Here is a 19,635-nt window from a genome sequence, read left to right as displayed (position 1 = left end):
CCAAGCCACTATTTTTTGACATCACCAATTAGAGCGCCTAATTGACAAAAAAAGAGGATAAACGACAGGTGAAGGTAAATAATAAAAGGGCGCCTGGGATCAACCAGACGCCTTTTATGGTTTTTCAGGGAGATTAGGCAACAAACTTACACGGGATCACCGTACTTTTTGCCGCCTTTAATAGGAATTCCATTGCCACTTCGTCGCAATGGTCTTTACGCAAACACAAATCACAGTCCTTCATTACCTTTTCTGGTAGCGTGTCTTTAGTACAATAACTAAAGCCTTGCTTAGTAAAAAAGCCCGGTACGCGCGTTAACACTATCACTCGGTTAAGTGCCAACCTACGTGCTTTTATAAGCAGGTACTGAACTAACTGCATGCCTTGCCCTTTAACATGAGTTTGTGGATCGACCCCCAAGGAGCGAATTTCAGCTAAACCCGTGTCATAGATGTACAGCGAGGCACACCCCGTGATCTTGCCATCCACCACCGTCACAGCAAATTCGTTAATGGAGTGGATCATATCGCTTTTTGCCCGCGGCAAGTTTTCGCCAACTTTTGCCCAATGCTGAATAAGCCCAGCAATGGCATCTACATCGTCTAAATTAGCGTCTCTGACTAGGATCTGCTGTTTTTTTTTCGCCGCACGTACAGCTTGCTCTACTTGCGTTACCGATGTTCCCCCGAGCGCTTGACGCGCGGCAATGCCTGCATCCAATTCCAGTACTGGATACACATCGTCGGTGATCACAGAACAAACCTGCTGGAATGACTCTAAGCTTAGCTGCTCTAGGTTTTTACCCTCAGCAATCGCTATTTGTACCAATTGGCCAACAATGTGATGCCCCTCTCTAAATGGGATCCCCTTAGCCACTAGATAATCAGCCAACTCTGTGGCGTTAGCGTGCCCGCCTTGCGCCGCCTTACGCGTCGTTTGTGCATTCACCTTTAAGCCTTTAATGCAGGCCTCTGCCATATGAATACAAGCAAGCCAAGTAGGCATGGCATCAAACAGACCTTCTTTGTCCTCTTGCATATCTTTGTTGTATGCCAGAGGTAGCGCTTTTAAGGTCATCATCATGGCGCTAAATGCCCCAAAGACACGCCCAGTTTTACCACGTATTAATTCCAGCGCATCTGGGTTTTTCTTTTGCGGCATCAGTGACGAGCCAGACGTGACGTTATCTGCCAGTTCAATAAAGGCCGCTTCTCCAGAATTATAGAATATTAAGTCTTCGGCAAAGCGCGATAAATGCATCATCGAAATGCTGGCGCAGCTGAGTAGCTCAACCACAAAGTCTCTGTCCGAAACAGCATCTAAGCTATTACGACTCGCATGGCTAAATCCTAAGTTAGTCGCCAAGGTCTCTCTATCAATCGGATAAGCCGTGCCAGCAAGCGCACCGCTGCCCAAAGGGCATACATTCAATCGAATAAGCGCATCTTGCAGGCGAGATTCATCCCGCTCAAGCATTTCAACGTAAGCCATACACCAATGGCTAAAAAGCACAGGCTGTGCGCGCTGAAGATGGGTATAACCCGGCAAAATAGTGCCAAGTTCACGCTCTGCTAAATTTACAAAAGCCGACTTTAACGAGCCTAAGGCCGCCAGCAACTGCTCCGCACATTGGCGACTCCAGAGCCTAAAATCGGTGGCCACTTGGTCGTTACGACTACGCCCTGTATGGAGCTTTTTAGCTAAGTCACCCACCTGTTCAATAAGCTTTGCTTCAACATACGAATGAATATCCTCATACCCAGCGTTTGCAACGGCTGCTATATCTTGCTGTACGCTTTCTAACAAAGCATTCAACGCTGCGACCAATTCTTGATGTTCTTGCTCACTGAGCACATTCACCTGTTGCAGCGCGCCAGCCCACGCAATGGAGCCGACAATGTCCTGCTCCGCCAATTGATAATCAAAAGGCAAAGAGTCATTAAATTGTTTAAATGCCGCATCCGGACCCGATGAAAAACGCCCGCCCCATAACGCCATAATGTTTCTCCTAACGCTTTAGTATTACGACTTTTTGTTTAACGCTGCTATCCGGCTGGATAACGAGAATAAACGAATAAACCCTTCGGCATGTGATTGATCGTAAACATCATCTTCGCCAAATGTTGCAAAGTCTTCACTGTATAAACTGTTCACTGATTGCTTCTGCACAGCGCTGACCTGCCCCTTGTACAACTTCAACACAACATCTCCGGTAGCGACACCAGAGAGCGCCTCAGCACCCGCTAAAATCGAGTCTTTAAGTGGTGTAAACCAGCGACCGTCATACACTAAGTGTGCAAACTCACTGGCTAAGGTCTCTTTCCATTTACGACTGGCTTTATCTAAAACCAATTCGTCGATTGCTTGTAATGCCGCCATGATCACCGTGCCGCCTGGGGTTTCATAGCAGCCACGAGACTTCATCCCTACTAGACGGTTTTCAACGATATCAACACGACCCACACCATGAGCTGAGGCAATTTGGTTTAGTTGCACTAAACACTGGTAAGGGCTAAAACGTTCACCATTAACAGCCACCACCTGACCCTCTTCAACTCTTACCGATACAAACTCTGGTTTGTCTGGTGCTTGCTCTGGTGACACAGTCCAAGTCCACACTTGTTCACTTGGTTGGTTCCACGGGTTTTCTAGCTCGCCGCCTTCATGAGAAATATGCCATGCGTTGGCGTCACGACTATAAATTTTGGTGGCTGATGCGGAACATGGAATATTGCGCTCAGCTAAATATTCCAACAATGATTCGCGACTAGATAAGTTCCATTCACGCCATGGTGCGACGACTTTAAGGTCCGGTGCCAACGCTGCAAAGCAAGATTCAAAACGAACCTGATCGTTACCTTTGCCCGTACAACCATGAGATAATGCATCGGCACCCACTTTGCGCGCTATTTCAACTTGTGCTTTGGCAATGATAGGACGCGCCATTGATGTGCCTAGCAAGTATGTGCCTTCGTATATCGCACCCGTTTTCAACGTTGGATAAATATAATCGCTAACAAGCTGCTCTTTTAAATCCACGATGTGACATTCTGACGCACCCGAAGCGATGGCTTTCTGTTCAACACCAGCCAGCTCTTCTTCACCTTGACCAACATCGGCTACAAACGCCACCACTTCACAGCCATAGTTTTCTTTTAACCAAGGAACAATCGCCGATGTATCTAAACCACCCGAGTAGGCCAATACAACTTTTTTGATTTCGCTCATTTGCTTTACATCCTTACACGTAATTTGGATTTAATAGTGATACCAGCAAAGCATTCTGGGCATGCATGCGGTTTTGTGCTTGTTGAATTATTTTTGAATTTTCGCCGTCCATCACCTCTGAGGTGATCTCATATTCTCGGTGCGCAGGCTGACAGTGCAACACCGTGCTAGCGCCCGTTTTTTGAACGAGAGCTTGGTTGATTTGATAGGGCAAAAAGGTTTGCTTTACTTGCTCCAGTGAGGTGCTATTCCCCATTGATACCCAAGTATCTGCATACAATGCATTTGCGCCCACCGCAGCTTCAACACGGTCACTAATCAAAACAGATGCCCCATTTGCCGCGGCTATCTGCTCTGCTTGTTTAACTATCTGCGCATCTGGTGAATGTCCTTTTGGACATACCGCCACAAAATCAGTGCCTAATGTCGCCGCGAGCAACATCAAAGAGTGGGTCACATTATTCCCCTCGCCTAGGTAAGCCAGCTTTAACTGGCTCACATCGCCATGTACTTCTTGTAACGTTAAAAAATCCGCCAAAGCCTGACATGGGTGATATAAATCACACAGACTGTTTACGACAGGAATTGACGCATGTTCAGACAAAGTCGTTAAGGTGCTGTGATGGTTTACCCGAGCAACCAACGCATCGGCCCAAGTTGAGATATTCAAAGCAAAGTCTTGTACCGACTCACGACTGCCTATGGCACCATTTTGCTGATCTAAGTAGACCGCATGTCCGCCTAACTTATTGATACCAATATCAAACGACAAACGCGTCCGTAAACTTGGTTTTTCATACAAGGTTACGATTGATAGGCCTGCCAATGCATGGGCGTATTCTTTTGGCTGATTTTTAATATTCTGCGCTAACTTGAGTAGCTTCAAAACCTGTGCTTGATCAAACTCAAGCCCCGTTAAAAAATGTTGTAACATGTTTAAATCCTATGGAGTGATTTTGGTTCCAATGTGCGCACCTGCAACGAGTGCGGCCAAGTTTTCTGGCTTTTGCCAACTTGAGATATACACGCCACGTCGTAAGTGTTGGGCTGCGCGAAGGCTGGTCTTTACTTTGACCTCCATTCCGCCCACTATCACTCCTGTTTCGACTAATTCCTCGATTTGTGATTTACCTAACTGATGAAGCGGTTGCTTATTCGCATCTAACACCGCTTCTACATCCGTCATAAAGATGAGTTCTGCGTTAAGCTGACTGGCAATGGCCGCTGCGGCTTCATCGGCGTTAACATTGTATAATTGCCCATCTTCACCGAGCCCTACAGAACTCACCAACGGGATTCGACCCAACTCCAACAATGTCGCTAAAATGCCCTTGTCATGAGCAATACACTCACCGACTTGGCCCAATGCCCTAAGCTTTTGCTGTGCCATCACACCCGCTTCATATAAACAGCACCCGACCGGTGATAAATTTGCGCTGATGGCATGAGCCATCAACTGTTTATTGGCACACCCAGCAAGTGCACCAACAATGTAAGGCATTTGTTCTTTTGGGCTGATCCGCAGCCCTTGATGCTTTGCCGTTGCAAACCCCGCATCGTTTAACCAACGATCGACCAAAGCGCCGCCACCGTGAACCAGTACAAATTGCTTTGAGGTATCACTGCAGCTGATCTTCGCCAGTTCTGAAAACAATGCATGAGCCGCCCCTTCTGTATCGAGTACTGCGCCACCAATCTTGATCACCCAAGTTTGCATTACCAAGCTCCTTTCAAACCCAGTTCGCTGTTGAGCGCACAGGCTAAGTTCATACATTGCAGCGCTTGACCTGCTGCGCCTTTAAGCAAGTTATCAATCGCAACCACGACAATGAGTTGCTGACCTTGCTGTTGCCAGCCTATGTCCACAAATGGTTGCCCTGCAACGCTCTTAATTGAAGGCAATTGCGCGCCTTTAAGACGGATCAGCGGTTCATCTGCCAGCACTTGATAAGCCTCACTGACCTGTGATGGCGTTACGTCAGGTTTAAGCTCTACATAAATAGTTTCTAAAATGCCCCGAGAGAAATTACCCAAGTGAGGTGTAAACAACACATCATGTCCGAGATACTGACTGATCTCAGGTGTATGACGATGATTAAATAGCCCATAAGGCGCTAAAGACACTTCACAGAAATGTGTATTCAAACTGGCTTTTCGACCTGCGCCCGTCACCCCTGAAACGGCATTAATGATGATTTGTCTGTCTGCCAATAGATTTGCCAGCTTCAATGGCTTTAACGCATTAAGTGCCGCAGTTGGGTAGCACCCAGCAACCGCAACTAATTGTGCGTCACAGATAGCCTGTGCATTCCACTCGGCTAACCCATATTCAGCTTGCTCAAGCCAGTGCGGGTAAGGGTGGCTAAAGCCATAATATCGCTCATAATCAGCGCTACTAGCTAAACGGTAACCACCGGAAAGGTCGAATACTTTCTTGTCCATTGCTAAAAATTTAGGGGCCAGTTCGACACTCACTTGGTGATCCGTGCATAAGCAAACAAAATCCGCCTGCTCAGCGATGTCCGTAAAAGCTTGTTCGGTTAATGGCAGTAAGGGCGTGTCGAGCAAAACTCCATGCTCTGGATACAACTGGCTCAAAGACTTGTTCTTATCCAAGCTTTGCTCTGACACGTAACAACCCGACAGGGAGAAGTTGGGGTGTTTGGCTATAAGACTGGCAAGCTCTGCGCCGCTATATCCACTGGCGCCGACTATCGCTACTTTTTTGTTCACATTCATCATTTTTAATCAAGGTCTCTTATTTGTATTGCGTTTACAGGTCAAAATGAAATTAAATAGTGAATGAGTATCGTCGCATGCCAGCCTCTAAAATATTTATGCTAAAAAAGTGAATTGATATTCATACTAAACACCTTTAAATTGTTATGCAAATACTTTGAATAAATATTTTGGATTTTTTATGGCCACCCCGACTTTTTTAGCTATGTATCAGCAACTCATCGCCAATCCATCCGTCAGTGCATTGGACGAATCCCTTAATATGAGCAATCGCCCAGTGATAGAACTGCTGGCGCAGTGGTGTAAAAGCCTCGGCTTCACAGTAGAGATCACCGAACTGCACAGCGCCCCTGGTAAATTCAACTTGCTCGCCAAGCGTGGCACAGGGGAAGGAGGCCTAATGCTTGCGGGTCATACCGACACCGTGCCATTTGACGATAGCCGCTGGAACTATGACCCATTTCAGTTAAAGCAACATGACAACCGACTCTACGGTTTAGGCTCAATTGATATGAAAGGCTTTTTCGCCTTTGTATTAGATGCCATCAAAACCCTTGATGAACAAGGCGTAAAACAAACAGAACCGCTGTTAATTCTGGCAACCGCCGACGAAGAAACCACGATGGCTGGCGCACAACAAATTGCCAAACACCCTGATTTAAAACCCGCACGCTGTATCATTGGTGAACCTACAGATATGACCCCTGTGTACACGCACAAGGGGCATATGAGCAGCGCGATTCGCATTCTCGGTCGCTCAGGTCATAGCTCCGATCCTGACAGAGGTTTGAATGCAATTGAAATCATGCATATGGTGATTACAAAATTGTTGCAACTAAAAGAACAATTAAAGAATAAATATTCACTATCAGATTTTGCGATCCCTTACCCAACATTGAATCTGGGTCATATCCATGGTGGAGACAACGCCAATCGTATATGCGGCTGTTGTGAATTGCATATTGACCTACGTCCGCTACCAGGGCTGAGTATCAAGGAACTACAGATGTTGCTGCTAGATGCCGTTACGCCTATTAATGCGCAATATCCTAATAGTGTTGAAGTCATTGACCTACATGACCCAATTCCTGCATTCAGTGGTAGCACAGATAGTGCATTGGTTAAGTTGGCAGAACAAGTTGCAAACACCAAAGCTGTGGCTGTGAACTACTGTACCGAGGCGCCATTTATTCAACAACTCGGTTGTGAAACCATCGTAATGGGCCCAGGCAGCATAGAACAAGCGCACCAACCCGATGAATTTCTAGCGATGGAAAAAGTTGCACCGGCGCAACAACAGATCCGCCGTTTGATAAATGAGCTGTGCTTTAGTTAGCACTTCAAGTAAGCTCATATGCTGATGTAAACTTGTGAAAAAACCAGATAGCCCGAAGCCAATAACCAAAAAAAGCTGGCAATCTGCCAGCTTTTTTTATCAAGGTTAAATCGGTGAACCCGGAGGCATCTGCAACGCTTTAAACCCTTCTGGCCATTTGCCGCTTTCTAAAAATACATTAACCTGTCTTGCTAACTCGTGACGATAAGCGGTTTCTTCGCTAACGTTGCTAAACAGCGACTGCTGGTCAAACTGCTTTGCAACACGCATTAGCTGGAATCGCAGCTGTGCTTGTACTTCAGGCTCAACTTTATCGGAACTTGCTAGTTGTGCCATACGCGCTGCCGTCAAATACTGGACACGTTGCGCTAACTTTCGCGCCATGCCGCTGCTGGCACTTGCGTCAAATACCTTACTGTATAAAGCATTCATCACCTGCTCAACACCCAAGTGCTTAACATCCCTTGCTTTATGCTGAGCCAAACGGTTCAATCGTTCAGCGTTAAGCAGCAAGTTTAGACTGTGGTTTGCTGCAACTTCAGGTAACGCCATGGCATCAAGTGTCAGTCCTGTTCTGCCGTACACACTTTCACGCGTTTTGCTCTCGCCGTACGCTTTTGGCGGGATCAGTGCCAAAACACTTTCAGGAATGCGCAACTGCTCAGCGTCGAGGGTTTTCAAAATTGCCTGTAGCGCTTTCTTTTGAATCGCCTTGTCGACTACTTTAGCCCCTTTGACGGCATTGGCAGTGCGAACTTCATAGTCATAATCAACACCGCCAATTAGTTTAACGGCGGATTCTACTTGATAACGGTGGAATAAAAACAAAGGCACCAGTTTTTCTTCCAGTTGAGACAAGGCCACACCAGTTTTTATGTTGTTAATACCAAAGGTATTTAAGGCTTGCTGGCGAACATCTAAAACACGTAATAGTTCTGCCGCTGGATCCGCACCGTTATCCCATAAATGCGCCGTTGGGTGCGCCCCACCCTGAGCTCTTGCATCACTATCCGAAATGAACTCTAAACCCAACTCACGGTTTTGTGCCAAAATATCAGCGAGCCCTTGTGCTTCATCAGTGTTACTGAAATCACTGTAACCATACTTAACAACTTGGGTATCCCATGTGCCCATACCTTTGGCATAGCCCTGTGTAATATCCAGTTTGCCATTCGCATCGAATGACACTAACGGGTGTGGATAATCCATCACCGACGCCCTGTCTTTGATTGACGCAGAAAAGTTATGCGCAATACCTAAAGTATGACCGATTTCGTGCGCACTGAGCTGGCGGATACGATCAAGTGCCATATCATGTAAACGACTCACCACCTCATCACCCGTTACAAATGGCGCTGCCAGCGCCTCTGCGATTAAGATATCTTGACGCACACGCAAAGAGCCTAGCGTCACGTGTCCTTTGATGATCTCGCCAGTACGCGGGTCAATGACCGATGAACCATATGACCAACCGCGAGTTGCACGGTGTACCCACTGGATCACGTTATAGCGTACATCCATCGGATCGGCACTCTCTGGTAGTATTTTGATCTGAAAGGCATTTTTATAACCGGCTGCGGCAAACGCATCGTCCCACCACATGCCTCCGTCTAGCAACGCTGTTTTGACGGGTTCTGGTACGCCCGGATCGAGGTAGTAAATAATTGGTTCAACCGGCTCGCTCAACGCCGCACTGGGGTCTTTTTTAGCCAAGCGATGACGCGGAATGTAGCGCACCAACATAGACTCCCCTAATGGTGCCGAATAGTCTTTATGCTCAATGCTCCAATATCCCGATTGCGGGTGGAATTTACGAGGCTGATAGTTATCATCCGGAAGTTTAATCAACGAGTGATGCTGATGAACTGTGATCGAATATGGGTCTGCCACAGCTTGACGCACATATTCGCCCGGCTTATTACCAGTAAAGGTCAACACGGCTTCCAACTCGGTGTTATCAACAAACGCTTTGCTACGCTCCATAAACACTGCGCTGCGACTGCTATCTAGGTTAAAACTGCCTTGTTCACGCTGTGCTAGCGTGCGGCTCACCGCATGTACGTCTGACAAAAGATAAGGCGTGTAATCAATCAATACACTGTCACTATCTTCGGCAACGACTTTAAAGCCCTGTAAAATACTCGATGCAAAGGCTTCATTGACACTTTGTTGCTCAGCAGGATTTGACGAGCTAGCGCGATAATAACTATTTAGCGCACGTAACATCACTTTGTCACCAAAGCGTTCAAACTGTACCAGATAAGTACCACCAAGCTGTCCTCTATCTAACCCAATATCGTTAGAGCCAACGCCGTAAGGTAAGCTATGCTGTAGAAGAAATGGTTGCTTTAGCTTGTCGACATCCAGATAAATTTTGCCGCTGGAAGTGTCTGCATAAAAGGAATAATATCCCGGAAAACGATTTAACTTGTCAGTAAACTCGTCAATAGACTTAATTGCTGCGACAGCTTGAGTTATCATAGCGCCTAGCAAAGTACAGAATATGACGGATAGCTTGGCTATTTTTCGCATGATCTTACCTTGTTATTAGTGGTTTTAATGGCTGATTCAAACCCAGTATATAAAATTGTATACAAAGTTCAGCTATTTTAAGACGAAATTAATTGCGGCCTGAGCTCTCCTCTCACATTTTATAGACTCAAGCCACAACGTTATCAGGATCAAAAACTATGCGTAGACTCCCTCCAGTGCTTATCGAAGATGGTTGCTCAAGAGAGTTACTTTCTCTTATCCGTACAATTTTAGCGGCCTGTAAAGAGATCTCTTTCCGCGTTGGTCAAGGTGCCCTATCAGGCGTACTCGGCTCAACATTGGATGAAAATATTCAGGGTGAAACTCAGAAAAAGCTCGATGTACTATCCAACCAACTGTTAAAAGATATTCTACTTGAGTCTGGCTACGTGAAAGCCATTGCATCAGAAGAAGAAGACTACACCGTGGCAGGTAATCCAGATGCGGAGTATATCGTCGCTTTTGATCCACTAGATGGTTCATCAAACACAGATATTAACTCACTGGTCGGCACGATTTTCTCTATCATGCGTGCACCAAAAGATTCAGACCCAGCCGATGAGCGTATTTTCATGCAGCCAGGCCATCAGCAAGTAGCCGCAGGCTATGTATTGTATGGACCATGTACCACATTGGCTTTAACCATTGGTAAAGGCACGCGTATCTTCACCCTAGATAAAACCCACGGCAGTTTTATGTTGACTGAAGAATTTGCAAAAATTCCTGAAGATACCAAAGAATTTGCCATCAACGCGTCTAACCAGCGTCACTGGCAACCTGCTATGCAAAATTACGTTAACGACTTATTGGCGGGTGACACAGGCCCGCGTGGTAAAAACTTCAACATGCGCTGGATTGCAGCCATGGTCGGAGACGTGCACCGCGTACTATGCCGTGGTGGTTTATTTACTTACCCAGCTGATACCAAAGATCCAAACAAACCATTCAAGCTACGTTTATTGTACGAAGCCAACCCAATGGCCATGTTGGTAGAACAAGCAGGCGGTATTGCCCATACCGGGCAAGAGCGTATTTTAGAAATAGACCCGCAAGAGATCCACCAGCGTGTCAGCGTGATCTTAGGCTCGAAAAACGAAGTTGAGGCTTGCTTGGGGTATCATAAGTAAGGGAAACCTCAGCGAAAAAAAGCGGGCATTAGCTCGCTTTTTTCATTCTCTGCCACTGTTCAAGTGGAATTTCGCGAGCAACCAAAGCGGGGTTAGTTAAACCCCATTTCTCTTTTAGCCAAACTAGCATACTTTGTTCTAACACAGACTCTAGCTCAATCAAGCTTTCATCTAGCCAGTAGTGTAGCTCGCAGTCGTAGCCATCGACCTCACTGGCATCGATGTACACCGAACCAATACATTCTGTTTCTTCACTATCGAATACGCAAAAGCCATAGGCGATGTTTTCATTAAACTCTCGTAAATGATGTGCCATCGCAGCAATGTTATCCGCCAAAGTCATATCGGGTTTGGGCCAATCGGTTTGCCCTGCAAACAAGGCTCTAAGGCGCTGCTGGTTGCGCATTACCAAATGGTAATCTGGCTCTGAAAATTTAGGATGCATCATAGTTAATGTGAAATGCTCGTCTTGGTAGCTATGATGAATCGCTTTAGCACTCAGCGACATAGGTGTACATCCTTTTTTATTTATATAAGTTAATCAGTTGCGTCACTTTCTCGTGATTCACTGTACCCATTTGTTCGGGATTTGCCAGCGCATACAACAGCCCTTCTACCTGTGAATGATCGATATCGCCGCGCATTTCTAGCAAGTTTGCCCACATTTCCAACTCATCGATATCCACCTCGCCATTTTGCACCTGAGCCAGTGCTAAACACACATCTTCAATGGTGACGTGATACACAACCTGTTGTTGCGGGTAGTGTATCAATCGACCATATGCTTGCTGATAATCCTCAGCCAAACGTGCAATCGTCGCTAAGTCTCGATAGTGAGCTGTGTTATTATCGATGGTGTTATTGTTCATACTGGTATTACGAATGTCTTGTTCAAATTGTGGTAAAGCACTGACATGCAGTGCTGATCAAAGTTGTTGGTGTCTAGCTTTGCCCAATATTTTGCCCCTTTCACAAGCTGACGGCTGTCTTTGTAGAGCCTGCCTCATTGCAAAGCTCAAAGCACATGTCGAGGCCATCAGTACCTTGCCGATTGCTGAGCAGCTGGCCCTTGCGCAGCCATATAAGCACTCAGATGCAATCGAAGGCCTAGATTATGAAATTGAGAATGGGCTGCTGGTCATGCATCGTTGGGCACATTTAAAACGCGGTAGTTGCTGTGGTAACGGCTGTCGCCACTGCCCTTACAACTAATTACCAGTCGCAACGGGCAGCGCACTGGGCAAGCCCCACTCGCTCCATGAACCATCATACACACTCAATTTTTGATAACCACATTCATCCGCCGCCATCGCCAAAATACACGCGGTCACGCCTGAGCCACAGCTAAACTGTAGGGCTTGATTCGTCACACCACGCTCCGTAAATAAAGCTTTAAGCTGCGTGGTACTCTTTATCAGTCCTTGTTCATCCACAAGTTCACGGTAATGCAAATTCTTGCTGTTAGGAATATGACCACTGCGCATATTTTCACGCGGTTCTGGGTCTTCACCGCTAAACCGCTTGGCTCCCCTTGCATCCAGTATGCAAATGCTGTCATCGTCTATTGCTGCTAGTACCTGTTGACTATCAATAAAGTAGCCATGTTGCGGGTTAGCAACAAAATCACCCACCTGCTCGTTCAGCGCATAACTGTGGGTGGTGGGTAAACCGAGAGCTTGCCAGCGTGGTAAGCCGCCATCAAGCACAAATACTTGCTCAAAACCCATACTTTTGAACATCCACCAAGCACGAGCAGCACTAAACAGCCCCATATCATCATACACCACCACGGTGTCACTTTGATTGATACCTAGTTGACGCATATTGGCCTGAAATTGCGCGCCATCACACATGGTGTTTGGCAATTGCGCATCTGGCTTAGCAAGTGCACCACTGATGTCGAAACGCTTTGCACCTTGAATGATGGCCTGCGGTGAATAGGGCGAACGGGTGCCAGGCGTTACAATCCCTGCATCCAGCACCTGTACTTGGTCAAGATGCTTTGCAAGCCACTCACAACTTTTCAAGTTTTTCATTTTTAATCCTTTCTTGATTTATAACGGGTGAAATTAGCACCCTGCTCACGTTATACTAAGCACCTAGTAAGAGCGCAATACAGCAGCAATATTATTTTGAAACAACTACAAACAAATCAGGTCTCTGGGGCAATTCTCGTGGTATTGCCAAAATTTATCGGCGATGCAATCAATACCCTGCCTGCCGTGGCTCTGTTACGTGAATTATATCCAAACAATGATATTCATTTATTGGCCAGACCCTACATGTGTGACATTTTTGCACGCGATACACAATATCGCATTAATATCATTCGTGACACACGTTATGACAAAGAAAATAAGCAGTCTAGCTTTGCGCTTGCCAAGTCTCTTAAACAGTATAAATTTAACATGGCTGTGTTGTTAAGAGGCTCTCTAAATGAAGCTGTTCTGTGTAAACTGGCAGGGATAAAATTCGTTCTAGGCTACAAACAAAACGGCCGTGGCCCTTTGTTAAGTCACGGTTTAAAGCTCAATCAAAATCATCATTACATTCATCGCTATTGCCAGCTTATTAATGACTGTCACAACAAGCCATTCGAACGCTACAGCCTGCCTCAGTTGAGCTATGAACAAACTGACAAAATAGTTAAAGATGACAATAAAAAGTCTATAGCAGTGTATTTTGGTGGTAAAAATAAAGGCCCTCGTCACTATCCCCTAGCGCTGGCTAAACAAGCGTTGATCACTCTATCAGAGCAGGTCGATGCGCACTTTTATTTAGTGGGTGACCCATCAGAAACGACCGACAATCAGCAGCTATATACTGCGCTACAAGCCCAGCATATAGCCGTTACAGATCTGACAGGCAAAACCAGCTTAGTGGAGTTAGTTGACTGTATTGCTGCTTGTAACTTGATGATTAGTATCGACTCAGGCCCCATGCATATGGCGGCTGCGGTTAACACTCCGTGTGTGGCAGTTGTTGGCTTTGGTACATCTCCTTGGTCTGTAGTCGCACCAAAAAACCCGCAATTCTTAGCTCTGACTAGTCAAAGTTGTAGTTTGTCAGAGGAAAAGATCATTGAAGATATTCGTCCTACCGCTATCGCAGAGGCTGGCGCACAACTCCTAAGAGAATGCTCTAAATCTTGATGATCTCGGAACGCATCGGAGCCAACTTGGCAAGAATTTGATTTTGCACGGGGTGGGCAATCCCTACCTCGTCCATTGCAGCTATCAACAAGTCTACGGCATGATTAAAGTCACGCTCATTGATATGCATACCAGTATGAATTTGTACCATAGAATCGCCATCATATTGACACGGACCACCCAGCACATCACATAAATGACTGACAAACCCCGCACGAAAGTGACTCACATTCGTTTGTTTGAAATAATGAAAAATTACTTCATCCTGTCCAATTTGATTAATAAAAGCATCAACCAAACGTTCCAATCCGGCTTGTTCGCCAACCTTTTGGTAGAGCGACTGAGGAGTACTTTGACAGGCAGACAGCCCCATCATCAGCAGTAATACAACTATCAACTTTTGTGCGTACGCAAAACACTTCATTTAAAAATACCCTGTTATCGACACATACCAGCCAGTTTGTTTATCCACACCTGCAATTGAACCTAGATCTAGCCACGCGGCAGTGACACTGATTGATTTATTAGGCAACCAAGCAATAAACACGTCGCGCCAGTGACTCTCTCCCAATCCTAAGTTATTTTGCTTTTCTCTGAACTCAACACCCAATGCAAACTCTCTGGATAGAAACACCGCGCTACTGCCCTCAAGCAACCATTGTTTATCCACATTGTTACCACCAAAACCCAACAGGCCGATTTGGTTTGCCTCGCTGTATCGAGCAGTAATATTCCAAAACCAGTTATAGCCGTTCAATGCGCCCAAATGTAACTTACTCATCGCCACATAAACATCATTACCACTGGTGTGCTCAGCGCCGACCAAGGTCGCGACCGTGCCATCTTGCAAAGACTTATGCTGCACACCGACACTCAATTGTGGCCAATCACTGTAAACAATATCGCCATAAAGGCGTACTTTGATTGCGCTGATATCTTGTTCTATGTTGGTGTTGAGTGCGGGAACGTCAAAGTCTTGTTCAGCGTAGCTCAACTCGATACGATCAAATATATTGGCCTGTACACCGCATACATCCAGCCGATAATTTTTCACGTCCCCTCGGCTACAAAAACCACTCACCGCCCATTCATCTTCACTGGCGTAACCCGCTAGCTGAGCCCAAGGCACAATACCGCCTCCTGCACTCCCTTCTATCTGGGATACACCAGGCGTAGCCAACAGCTTACCATCAGCTAACGCCCCCAGAGACAAGCTCAACAATAAAAGCGCGCTAAACCACTTCATGGTAACTCCCCAACCAGTTAATGAACTCGTTCGCTGGTAACGGGCGACTTAAGTAATAGCCCTGTGCATAATCGCAGCGCATTTGTTTAAGTAACGTCAGTGACTCACGGTTCTCGACTCCTTCCGAGACAACTATAAACCCTAGTTGATGACCAAGGGATATCGTCGATTGCACAATACATTGATCTTGATGAGATTCATTGAGTTTTAAAATAAACACTTTGTCGAGTTTGAGTTCGTCAATTGGCAACATCTTCAACCGTCCCAACGATGTTTGGCCGACCCCATAGTCATCCAATGAAATCATCACGCCCAATGCTTTGAGTGCCTTTAACGCATTTATACCGCGCTCTTCATTTTCAATCATGTCACGCTCAGTCAGCTCAATGGTGATAAGCTTTGCGGGCACTCCCTGTGTTGCAAGCATGTTTTCAAGGTGAGGGAGAAAATCACTGTCAGCAATGTCCTGTGCAGAAACATTAATTGCCGCTTTCATGGTAAGCCCCTCTCGCAACCACACACCCACTTGTGTCACAACGGTGCGTACCACCCATTGCGTCAACTCGACTATCAATCCAGACTGCTCAGCTAAATCAATAAACAGCTCTGGTGAGACCCAATCTCCGTTGTTACGCTTCCAGCGGATCAGCGCCTCCACTTTATCGACTTGCCCACTGTTGATATTGAGTTTAGGTTGATAGGCCATAAATAATTGCCCATCATCTTGCTGTAAAGCGCGCTTGAGGTCATCAATGATCTCCAAACGTTCAAGGTGTGCTTCATCTTCGCCATTTTGATAAAAATACACTTCGTGGCCATCTTGTGCAGCTGTATCAACTGCGATTAGCGCTCGCCTTATCATATCCTCAGGCGTTTGTGCCTGCTCAGGATAACGCACCACCCCTATACTAAAACGCAAGCTGATCTCCAGCTTTTGAATAACATAATGCTTGTTCAATGACGACTGTAACTGTGCAATGCATTGCTCCATAGTCATATCTGGTTTTGCTGCAATGACACTGAGAAACTCATCCCCTCCCACCCGAGCATTAAATCCGTTTATCCCTTGTGTGGTTTCTTTTATGCGCTGGGCGACCGCTTGAATACAGCTGTCCCCGACTCTTGGGCCCAGTTTGTCGTTAATGTGTCTTAGTCCTTTGATATCCAAGGCAACCAAATAATACTTCTGTTCATCATTGAGTTGATGCGCCAGCAAATCCAACGCTGCGGTTCGATTATAAAACCCAGTTAAATTGTCATGCCTTGCCTGAAAGCTGATTTTCTTTTCCCGAGTCTGAATGTCTTCACCCATTTCTTGAAACGCATTCACCAGCTCACAGACTTCCTTGCTTGGACGAGACTCAGGAATACTCGCTTTATAGTTACCTTTTGCGAACTGTTTCGCCATGACGGTTAATTGCAAAATCGGCGTGGTGAGGTTATTAGCTAATATGCCACTGGTAATAAAACCAAGAATAATGGTACCAAACGATAGCGAAATAACCGTAAGTACAAGCGTATCAAACTCTTTGTAGTGCTCACTTAAATCCGCACTAAGTACCACACTGATGGGATTATTCTCTAAACCAGGTAATTGAACTTCGGTGCTCAGGTAAACGGGGTCTTCACTAAACCAACGATTAACAATCTGACTGTCTATGTATTCCAGCAAACTCAAATGTTCGGGATGATTTAAGATGGTGGTGGCCTTTAAACCTGTGTGATGAGCAATAAAACTGACCTCCATACCTGTAAGTTCCTTTAGCTCCGCGGCAACCGCAGCATCAATTACAAACCCCACCATGCTATACGCGATGGTGCGAGGGGCTTTTACTGGTAATACAATCACTTGATACAACTTATCGCCAATCACCATAAACGTAGAGCTATTACTTTGTGCGAGTATTCTTTGCATCAGCTTCGGCGTATCGGGAGATAATTGAATATCGTTTTGATTTGCCGAAATCAATTGCCCTCGCGTATCAAACAGCAACATCAAATCGGCGTCGATACGCTGGCTGTGGTTAAACAATACGCTGCTGATGGTGTCAGCATCACGTGTCGCCACGGCTTGTTTAAAACCAAAATCCGCTGTTAACACTGTCGCTGCCGTTACCAACAAACGTTCTTTTGCTTTTAGATATTGCTGGTACACGTTCTGACCGACCTCGATGTCTTGTTGCACCTGGCTTTCATTAAAGTGGCTGGTTGACCACCAAAAGCTTACTAAGCTGGTAACGGTTGTCAGCAAAACGAGTCCGACACAAAGCAAAATAATGCGATGTTTTAAACTACTGCCCATGATGTTCCTTAAACTTTTCACCAAAGGTATTTCGTGGCATTGGCGCCACTAATTCGATTGTAACCTGCATGTCAGTGTGTGCATCAGGCCAGTTCATTTTAGTGCGCTCTGAGATATTGATAGCCTGCTCTGGGTGCCAAAGTAAATATTCACTAACATGATCAGGTAAGTCTATTTTACCTTGCTCATCAGATACTAACACCGCACTTGACTGCCCGACATAAATATACCCCACCATTGAATCATGAATGTTACAGCCCAGTACAACCACACCCGCCTGACCAAACGTTATCGGGGCTTTTGGGGTGCCTGCGTAAAGTTTTAATTCAAAAGGTTTTGCCTCAGAAAATGAGTACACATGATGACGAATATCATCGCTGTTAGGAAATGACACCTGTTGGCCTTGCATCACAGTCAAAAGTTTCGGCGAAAACTGTTTATTGACCTGATCCATAATGGCGATTTGCTTTGTTGGTTGTCTATCTGTCGTTACATTGAGCAATTCCACCACCGCATTGTTCACTGGCGAGCCATGTTGATCAACCACAATGAGTGTTTTTGCCGATACAGCAATACTCGCACACCCTAATAGGGCTGTACTAAGTGTCACTATCAAGCGGTCTTTGAGCGCGAAGAATGGCATACCTTGCCTTATGTTTTTAACACACTACCCCTAAGTAAAATTGACTAGGAGTAGAATTGCAAGGCATTTGCGAAAGCATTTGTGAGATAACAGCCAATAAACGGTTCAAACACCGTTTATTGGCTAAGTCTATGGCAGACTAGTGATTTTCAATCAAGCCATATTGCGCATCTAGGACTGCAATGACCTCTGAGCGTGGGTCTGTTGGGATCACAAGGTCCTGTCCCACGATTTTGCTCGCAATACCGACATAAGTTTCCGAAACCGCCATCATGACATCTACAGGTAACTGATAGTGCTTGGCCAATTCTTCACGTTCATTCATGCGGTCTTTATTTAACAATACGTCGCTGTCCGGCACATTATTGATGAGTAACTGACGGAAACCTTCTTTTGAGTTTTCGATGATTTTACCGTCACGATATGCAGGGCCATCCCAAATACGAGATGAATCTGGCGTACCGACTTCATCAATGTAGATAAGCTTTTCCTGACCGTCGGTATCTTCAACATAGCCAAACTCAAATTTGGTATCGACAAAGATTTGATCCAGCTTAGCAAGCTCGGCACTGATCAAGGCAAAGCCTTGTGTCAATAATTGCTCGTATTTAGCCACATCATCAGCTGATTTGAAGTTAAATGCCGCTAAGTTGTCGGTGATGTTTTTACGACTGATATTAACATCATCTACCGCTGGCACGTCATCAAGACCGGTGATAATGCCTTTTGTTGACGGTGTGATCAAAAGCTCAGGTAACTTTTGATTGGCCTGTAGTCCCTCTGGCAACTCGATACCACAAAAATTGCGAATGCCTTTGGCATAGTCACGCCACATGCTACCGGTAATGTATTGACGGGCTATGGCCTCGACTCTGACGGTGCTTGCTTTGCGTACGATCCATACATAAGGATGGGGAATATCAACAATATGATTACCAGCAAGACCCGCATCATCAAATAGCTTAAACCAGTGCGCAGCAACACTGTTCAGTGCGATGCCTTTACCTGGTACACCATTGAGGCCATTTTCACCTTGCCAAATACAATCAAAAGCCGAAATTCTATCTGAAATTACCATGATCGCCAGCTCAGTACCCGCTGGTACATCGTAACCTTTTTCGGCAATTAGGCGTGCGCTATCTTCATCGGTGAGCCAGTAAACTGAACGAACTTTACCGCTGTGAACTGCACCTTTGGTGCGAATTGGTAGATCGTCATTGACGTCTAAAACTTTGTAGCTACTCATTATTACTCCAAGGGCCGGATGCACCTTGCTAAAGGGTGCAAAAAATGAGGGGGTTAGAAGGCGTTATAATAATCGTTCAGCGA

General features: G+C 45.8%; 18 protein-coding genes. 4 read left to right on the top strand and 14 right to left on the bottom strand.

The genetic code is table 11. The annotated features are described in order from the left end of the window. Positions 1–133: 133 nt before the first annotated feature. From argH to argC, 5 genes are read right to left on the bottom strand one after another with little or no spacing between them, the layout of a single operon-like run. On the bottom strand, positions 134–1,999 hold the full coding sequence (argH, locus tag C2M32_RS01900) for an argininosuccinate lyase (protein ID WP_105166835.1): 1,866 nt from the start codon (positions 1,997–1,999) through the stop codon (positions 134–136). Between the two features lie 24 nt (positions 2,000–2,023). Further along, positions 2,024–3,229 carry an argininosuccinate synthase gene (locus C2M32_RS01895; protein ID WP_105166834.1) on the bottom strand — a complete coding sequence of 402 codons (1,206 nt, stop codon included), beginning with the start codon at positions 3,227–3,229 and terminating at the stop codon, positions 2,024–2,026. A gap of 13 nt (positions 3,230–3,242) precedes the next feature. Continuing rightward, positions 3,243–4,163: an ornithine carbamoyltransferase gene (locus C2M32_RS01890; protein WP_105166833.1), complete on the bottom strand. Its 921-nt coding sequence runs from the start codon at positions 4,161–4,163 to the stop codon at positions 3,243–3,245. A gap of 9 nt (positions 4,164–4,172) precedes the next feature. Beyond that, the gene (gene argB, locus C2M32_RS01885; RefSeq protein ID WP_105166832.1) at positions 4,173–4,952 is read right to left on the bottom strand and encodes an acetylglutamate kinase; all 780 of its coding nucleotides are present in this window, start codon (positions 4,950–4,952) and stop codon (positions 4,173–4,175) included. Beyond that, the gene (gene argC, locus C2M32_RS01880) at positions 4,946–5,968 is read right to left on the bottom strand and encodes an N-acetyl-gamma-glutamyl-phosphate reductase (protein WP_105166924.1); all 1,023 of its coding nucleotides are present in this window, start codon (positions 5,966–5,968) and stop codon (positions 4,946–4,948) included. The genes argB and argC overlap by 7 nt, the downstream gene beginning before the upstream one ends. A 181-nt stretch (positions 5,969–6,149) precedes the next feature. Here argC and argE point away from each other — a divergent pair, with 181 nt between their 5' ends. Then, positions 6,150–7,304: an acetylornithine deacetylase gene (gene argE / locus C2M32_RS01875; protein ID WP_105166831.1), complete on the top strand. Its 1,155-nt coding sequence runs from the start codon at positions 6,150–6,152 to the stop codon at positions 7,302–7,304. 105 nt (positions 7,305–7,409) lie between these two features. On the opposite strand, the gene C2M32_RS01870 is transcribed toward argE, so the two are convergent. Then, positions 7,410–9,836, bottom strand: coding sequence for a zinc-dependent metalloprotease (locus C2M32_RS01870; protein ID WP_105166830.1), 2,427 nt, complete (start codon positions 9,834–9,836; stop codon positions 7,410–7,412). 158 nt (positions 9,837–9,994) lie between these two features. Between C2M32_RS01870 and C2M32_RS01865 the strand changes: the two genes are divergently transcribed. Beyond that, a complete protein-coding gene (locus C2M32_RS01865; protein WP_105166829.1) occupies positions 9,995–10,963 on the top strand; it encodes a class 1 fructose-bisphosphatase in 969 nt (322 codons plus the stop codon). A 28-nt stretch (positions 10,964–10,991) separates the two neighbouring features. Here the strand turns inward: C2M32_RS01865 and C2M32_RS01860 are convergent, their stop codons facing one another. Together C2M32_RS01860 and C2M32_RS01855 are read right to left on the bottom strand one after the other, a co-directional pair. Next, on the bottom strand, positions 10,992–11,471 hold the full coding sequence (locus tag C2M32_RS01860; protein WP_105166828.1) for a GNAT family N-acetyltransferase: 480 nt from the start codon (positions 11,469–11,471) through the stop codon (positions 10,992–10,994). A gap of 16 nt (positions 11,472–11,487) precedes the next feature. Beyond that, positions 11,488–11,832 carry a hypothetical protein gene (locus tag C2M32_RS01855; protein WP_105166827.1) on the bottom strand — a complete coding sequence of 115 codons (345 nt, stop codon included), beginning with the start codon at positions 11,830–11,832 and terminating at the stop codon, positions 11,488–11,490. A 13-nt stretch (positions 11,833–11,845) separates the two neighbouring features. Here C2M32_RS01855 and C2M32_RS01850 point away from each other — a divergent pair, with 13 nt between their 5' ends. Next, complete coding sequence (locus C2M32_RS01850) at positions 11,846–12,175, top strand: DUF5522 domain-containing protein (protein WP_105166826.1); 330 nt, start codon at positions 11,846–11,848, stop codon at positions 12,173–12,175. On the opposite strand, the gene C2M32_RS01845 is transcribed toward C2M32_RS01850, so the two are convergent. After that, positions 12,172–12,999 carry a sulfurtransferase gene (locus C2M32_RS01845; RefSeq protein ID WP_105166825.1) on the bottom strand — a complete coding sequence of 276 codons (828 nt, stop codon included), beginning with the start codon at positions 12,997–12,999 and terminating at the stop codon, positions 12,172–12,174. The two genes, C2M32_RS01850 and C2M32_RS01845, sit on opposite strands and share 4 nt — an antisense overlap. A gap of 96 nt (positions 13,000–13,095) precedes the next feature. Between C2M32_RS01845 and C2M32_RS01840 the strand changes: the two genes are divergently transcribed. Beyond that, complete coding sequence (locus C2M32_RS01840) at positions 13,096–14,115, top strand: glycosyltransferase family 9 protein (protein ID WP_105166824.1); 1,020 nt, start codon at positions 13,096–13,098, stop codon at positions 14,113–14,115. Here C2M32_RS01840 and C2M32_RS01835 read toward each other — a convergent pair. The 5 genes from C2M32_RS01835 to C2M32_RS01815 form a co-directional block, all read right to left on the bottom strand. Further along, a complete protein-coding gene (locus tag C2M32_RS01835) occupies positions 14,105–14,539 on the bottom strand; it encodes a group I truncated hemoglobin (protein WP_105166823.1) in 435 nt (144 codons plus the stop codon). The genes C2M32_RS01840 and C2M32_RS01835 overlap by 11 nt on opposite strands. Continuing rightward, complete coding sequence (locus C2M32_RS01830; protein ID WP_105166822.1) at positions 14,540–15,361, bottom strand: DUF3034 family protein; 822 nt, start codon at positions 15,359–15,361, stop codon at positions 14,540–14,542. Beyond that, the gene (locus tag C2M32_RS01825; protein WP_105166821.1) at positions 15,348–17,663 is read right to left on the bottom strand and encodes a bifunctional diguanylate cyclase/phosphodiesterase; all 2,316 of its coding nucleotides are present in this window, start codon (positions 17,661–17,663) and stop codon (positions 15,348–15,350) included. The genes C2M32_RS01830 and C2M32_RS01825 overlap by 14 nt, the downstream gene beginning before the upstream one ends. Beyond that, the gene (locus tag C2M32_RS01820; RefSeq protein WP_234401192.1) at positions 17,653–18,306 is read right to left on the bottom strand and encodes a methylamine utilization protein; all 654 of its coding nucleotides are present in this window, start codon (positions 18,304–18,306) and stop codon (positions 17,653–17,655) included. The genes C2M32_RS01825 and C2M32_RS01820 overlap by 11 nt, the downstream gene beginning before the upstream one ends. 139 nt (positions 18,307–18,445) lie before the next feature. After that, positions 18,446–19,552, bottom strand: coding sequence for a phosphoribosylaminoimidazolesuccinocarboxamide synthase (locus C2M32_RS01815; protein WP_105166820.1), 1,107 nt, complete (start codon positions 19,550–19,552; stop codon positions 18,446–18,448). Positions 19,553–19,635 lie beyond the last annotated feature (83 nt).

The sequence above is a fragment of the Pseudoalteromonas sp. T1lg23B genome, from assembly GCF_002964665.1.
Taxonomy (GTDB): Bacteria; Pseudomonadota; Gammaproteobacteria; order Enterobacterales; family Alteromonadaceae; genus Pseudoalteromonas.
The sequence above is the reverse complement of the archived record's forward strand: the minus strand, read 5'-3'. Positions and strand labels throughout refer to the sequence as shown.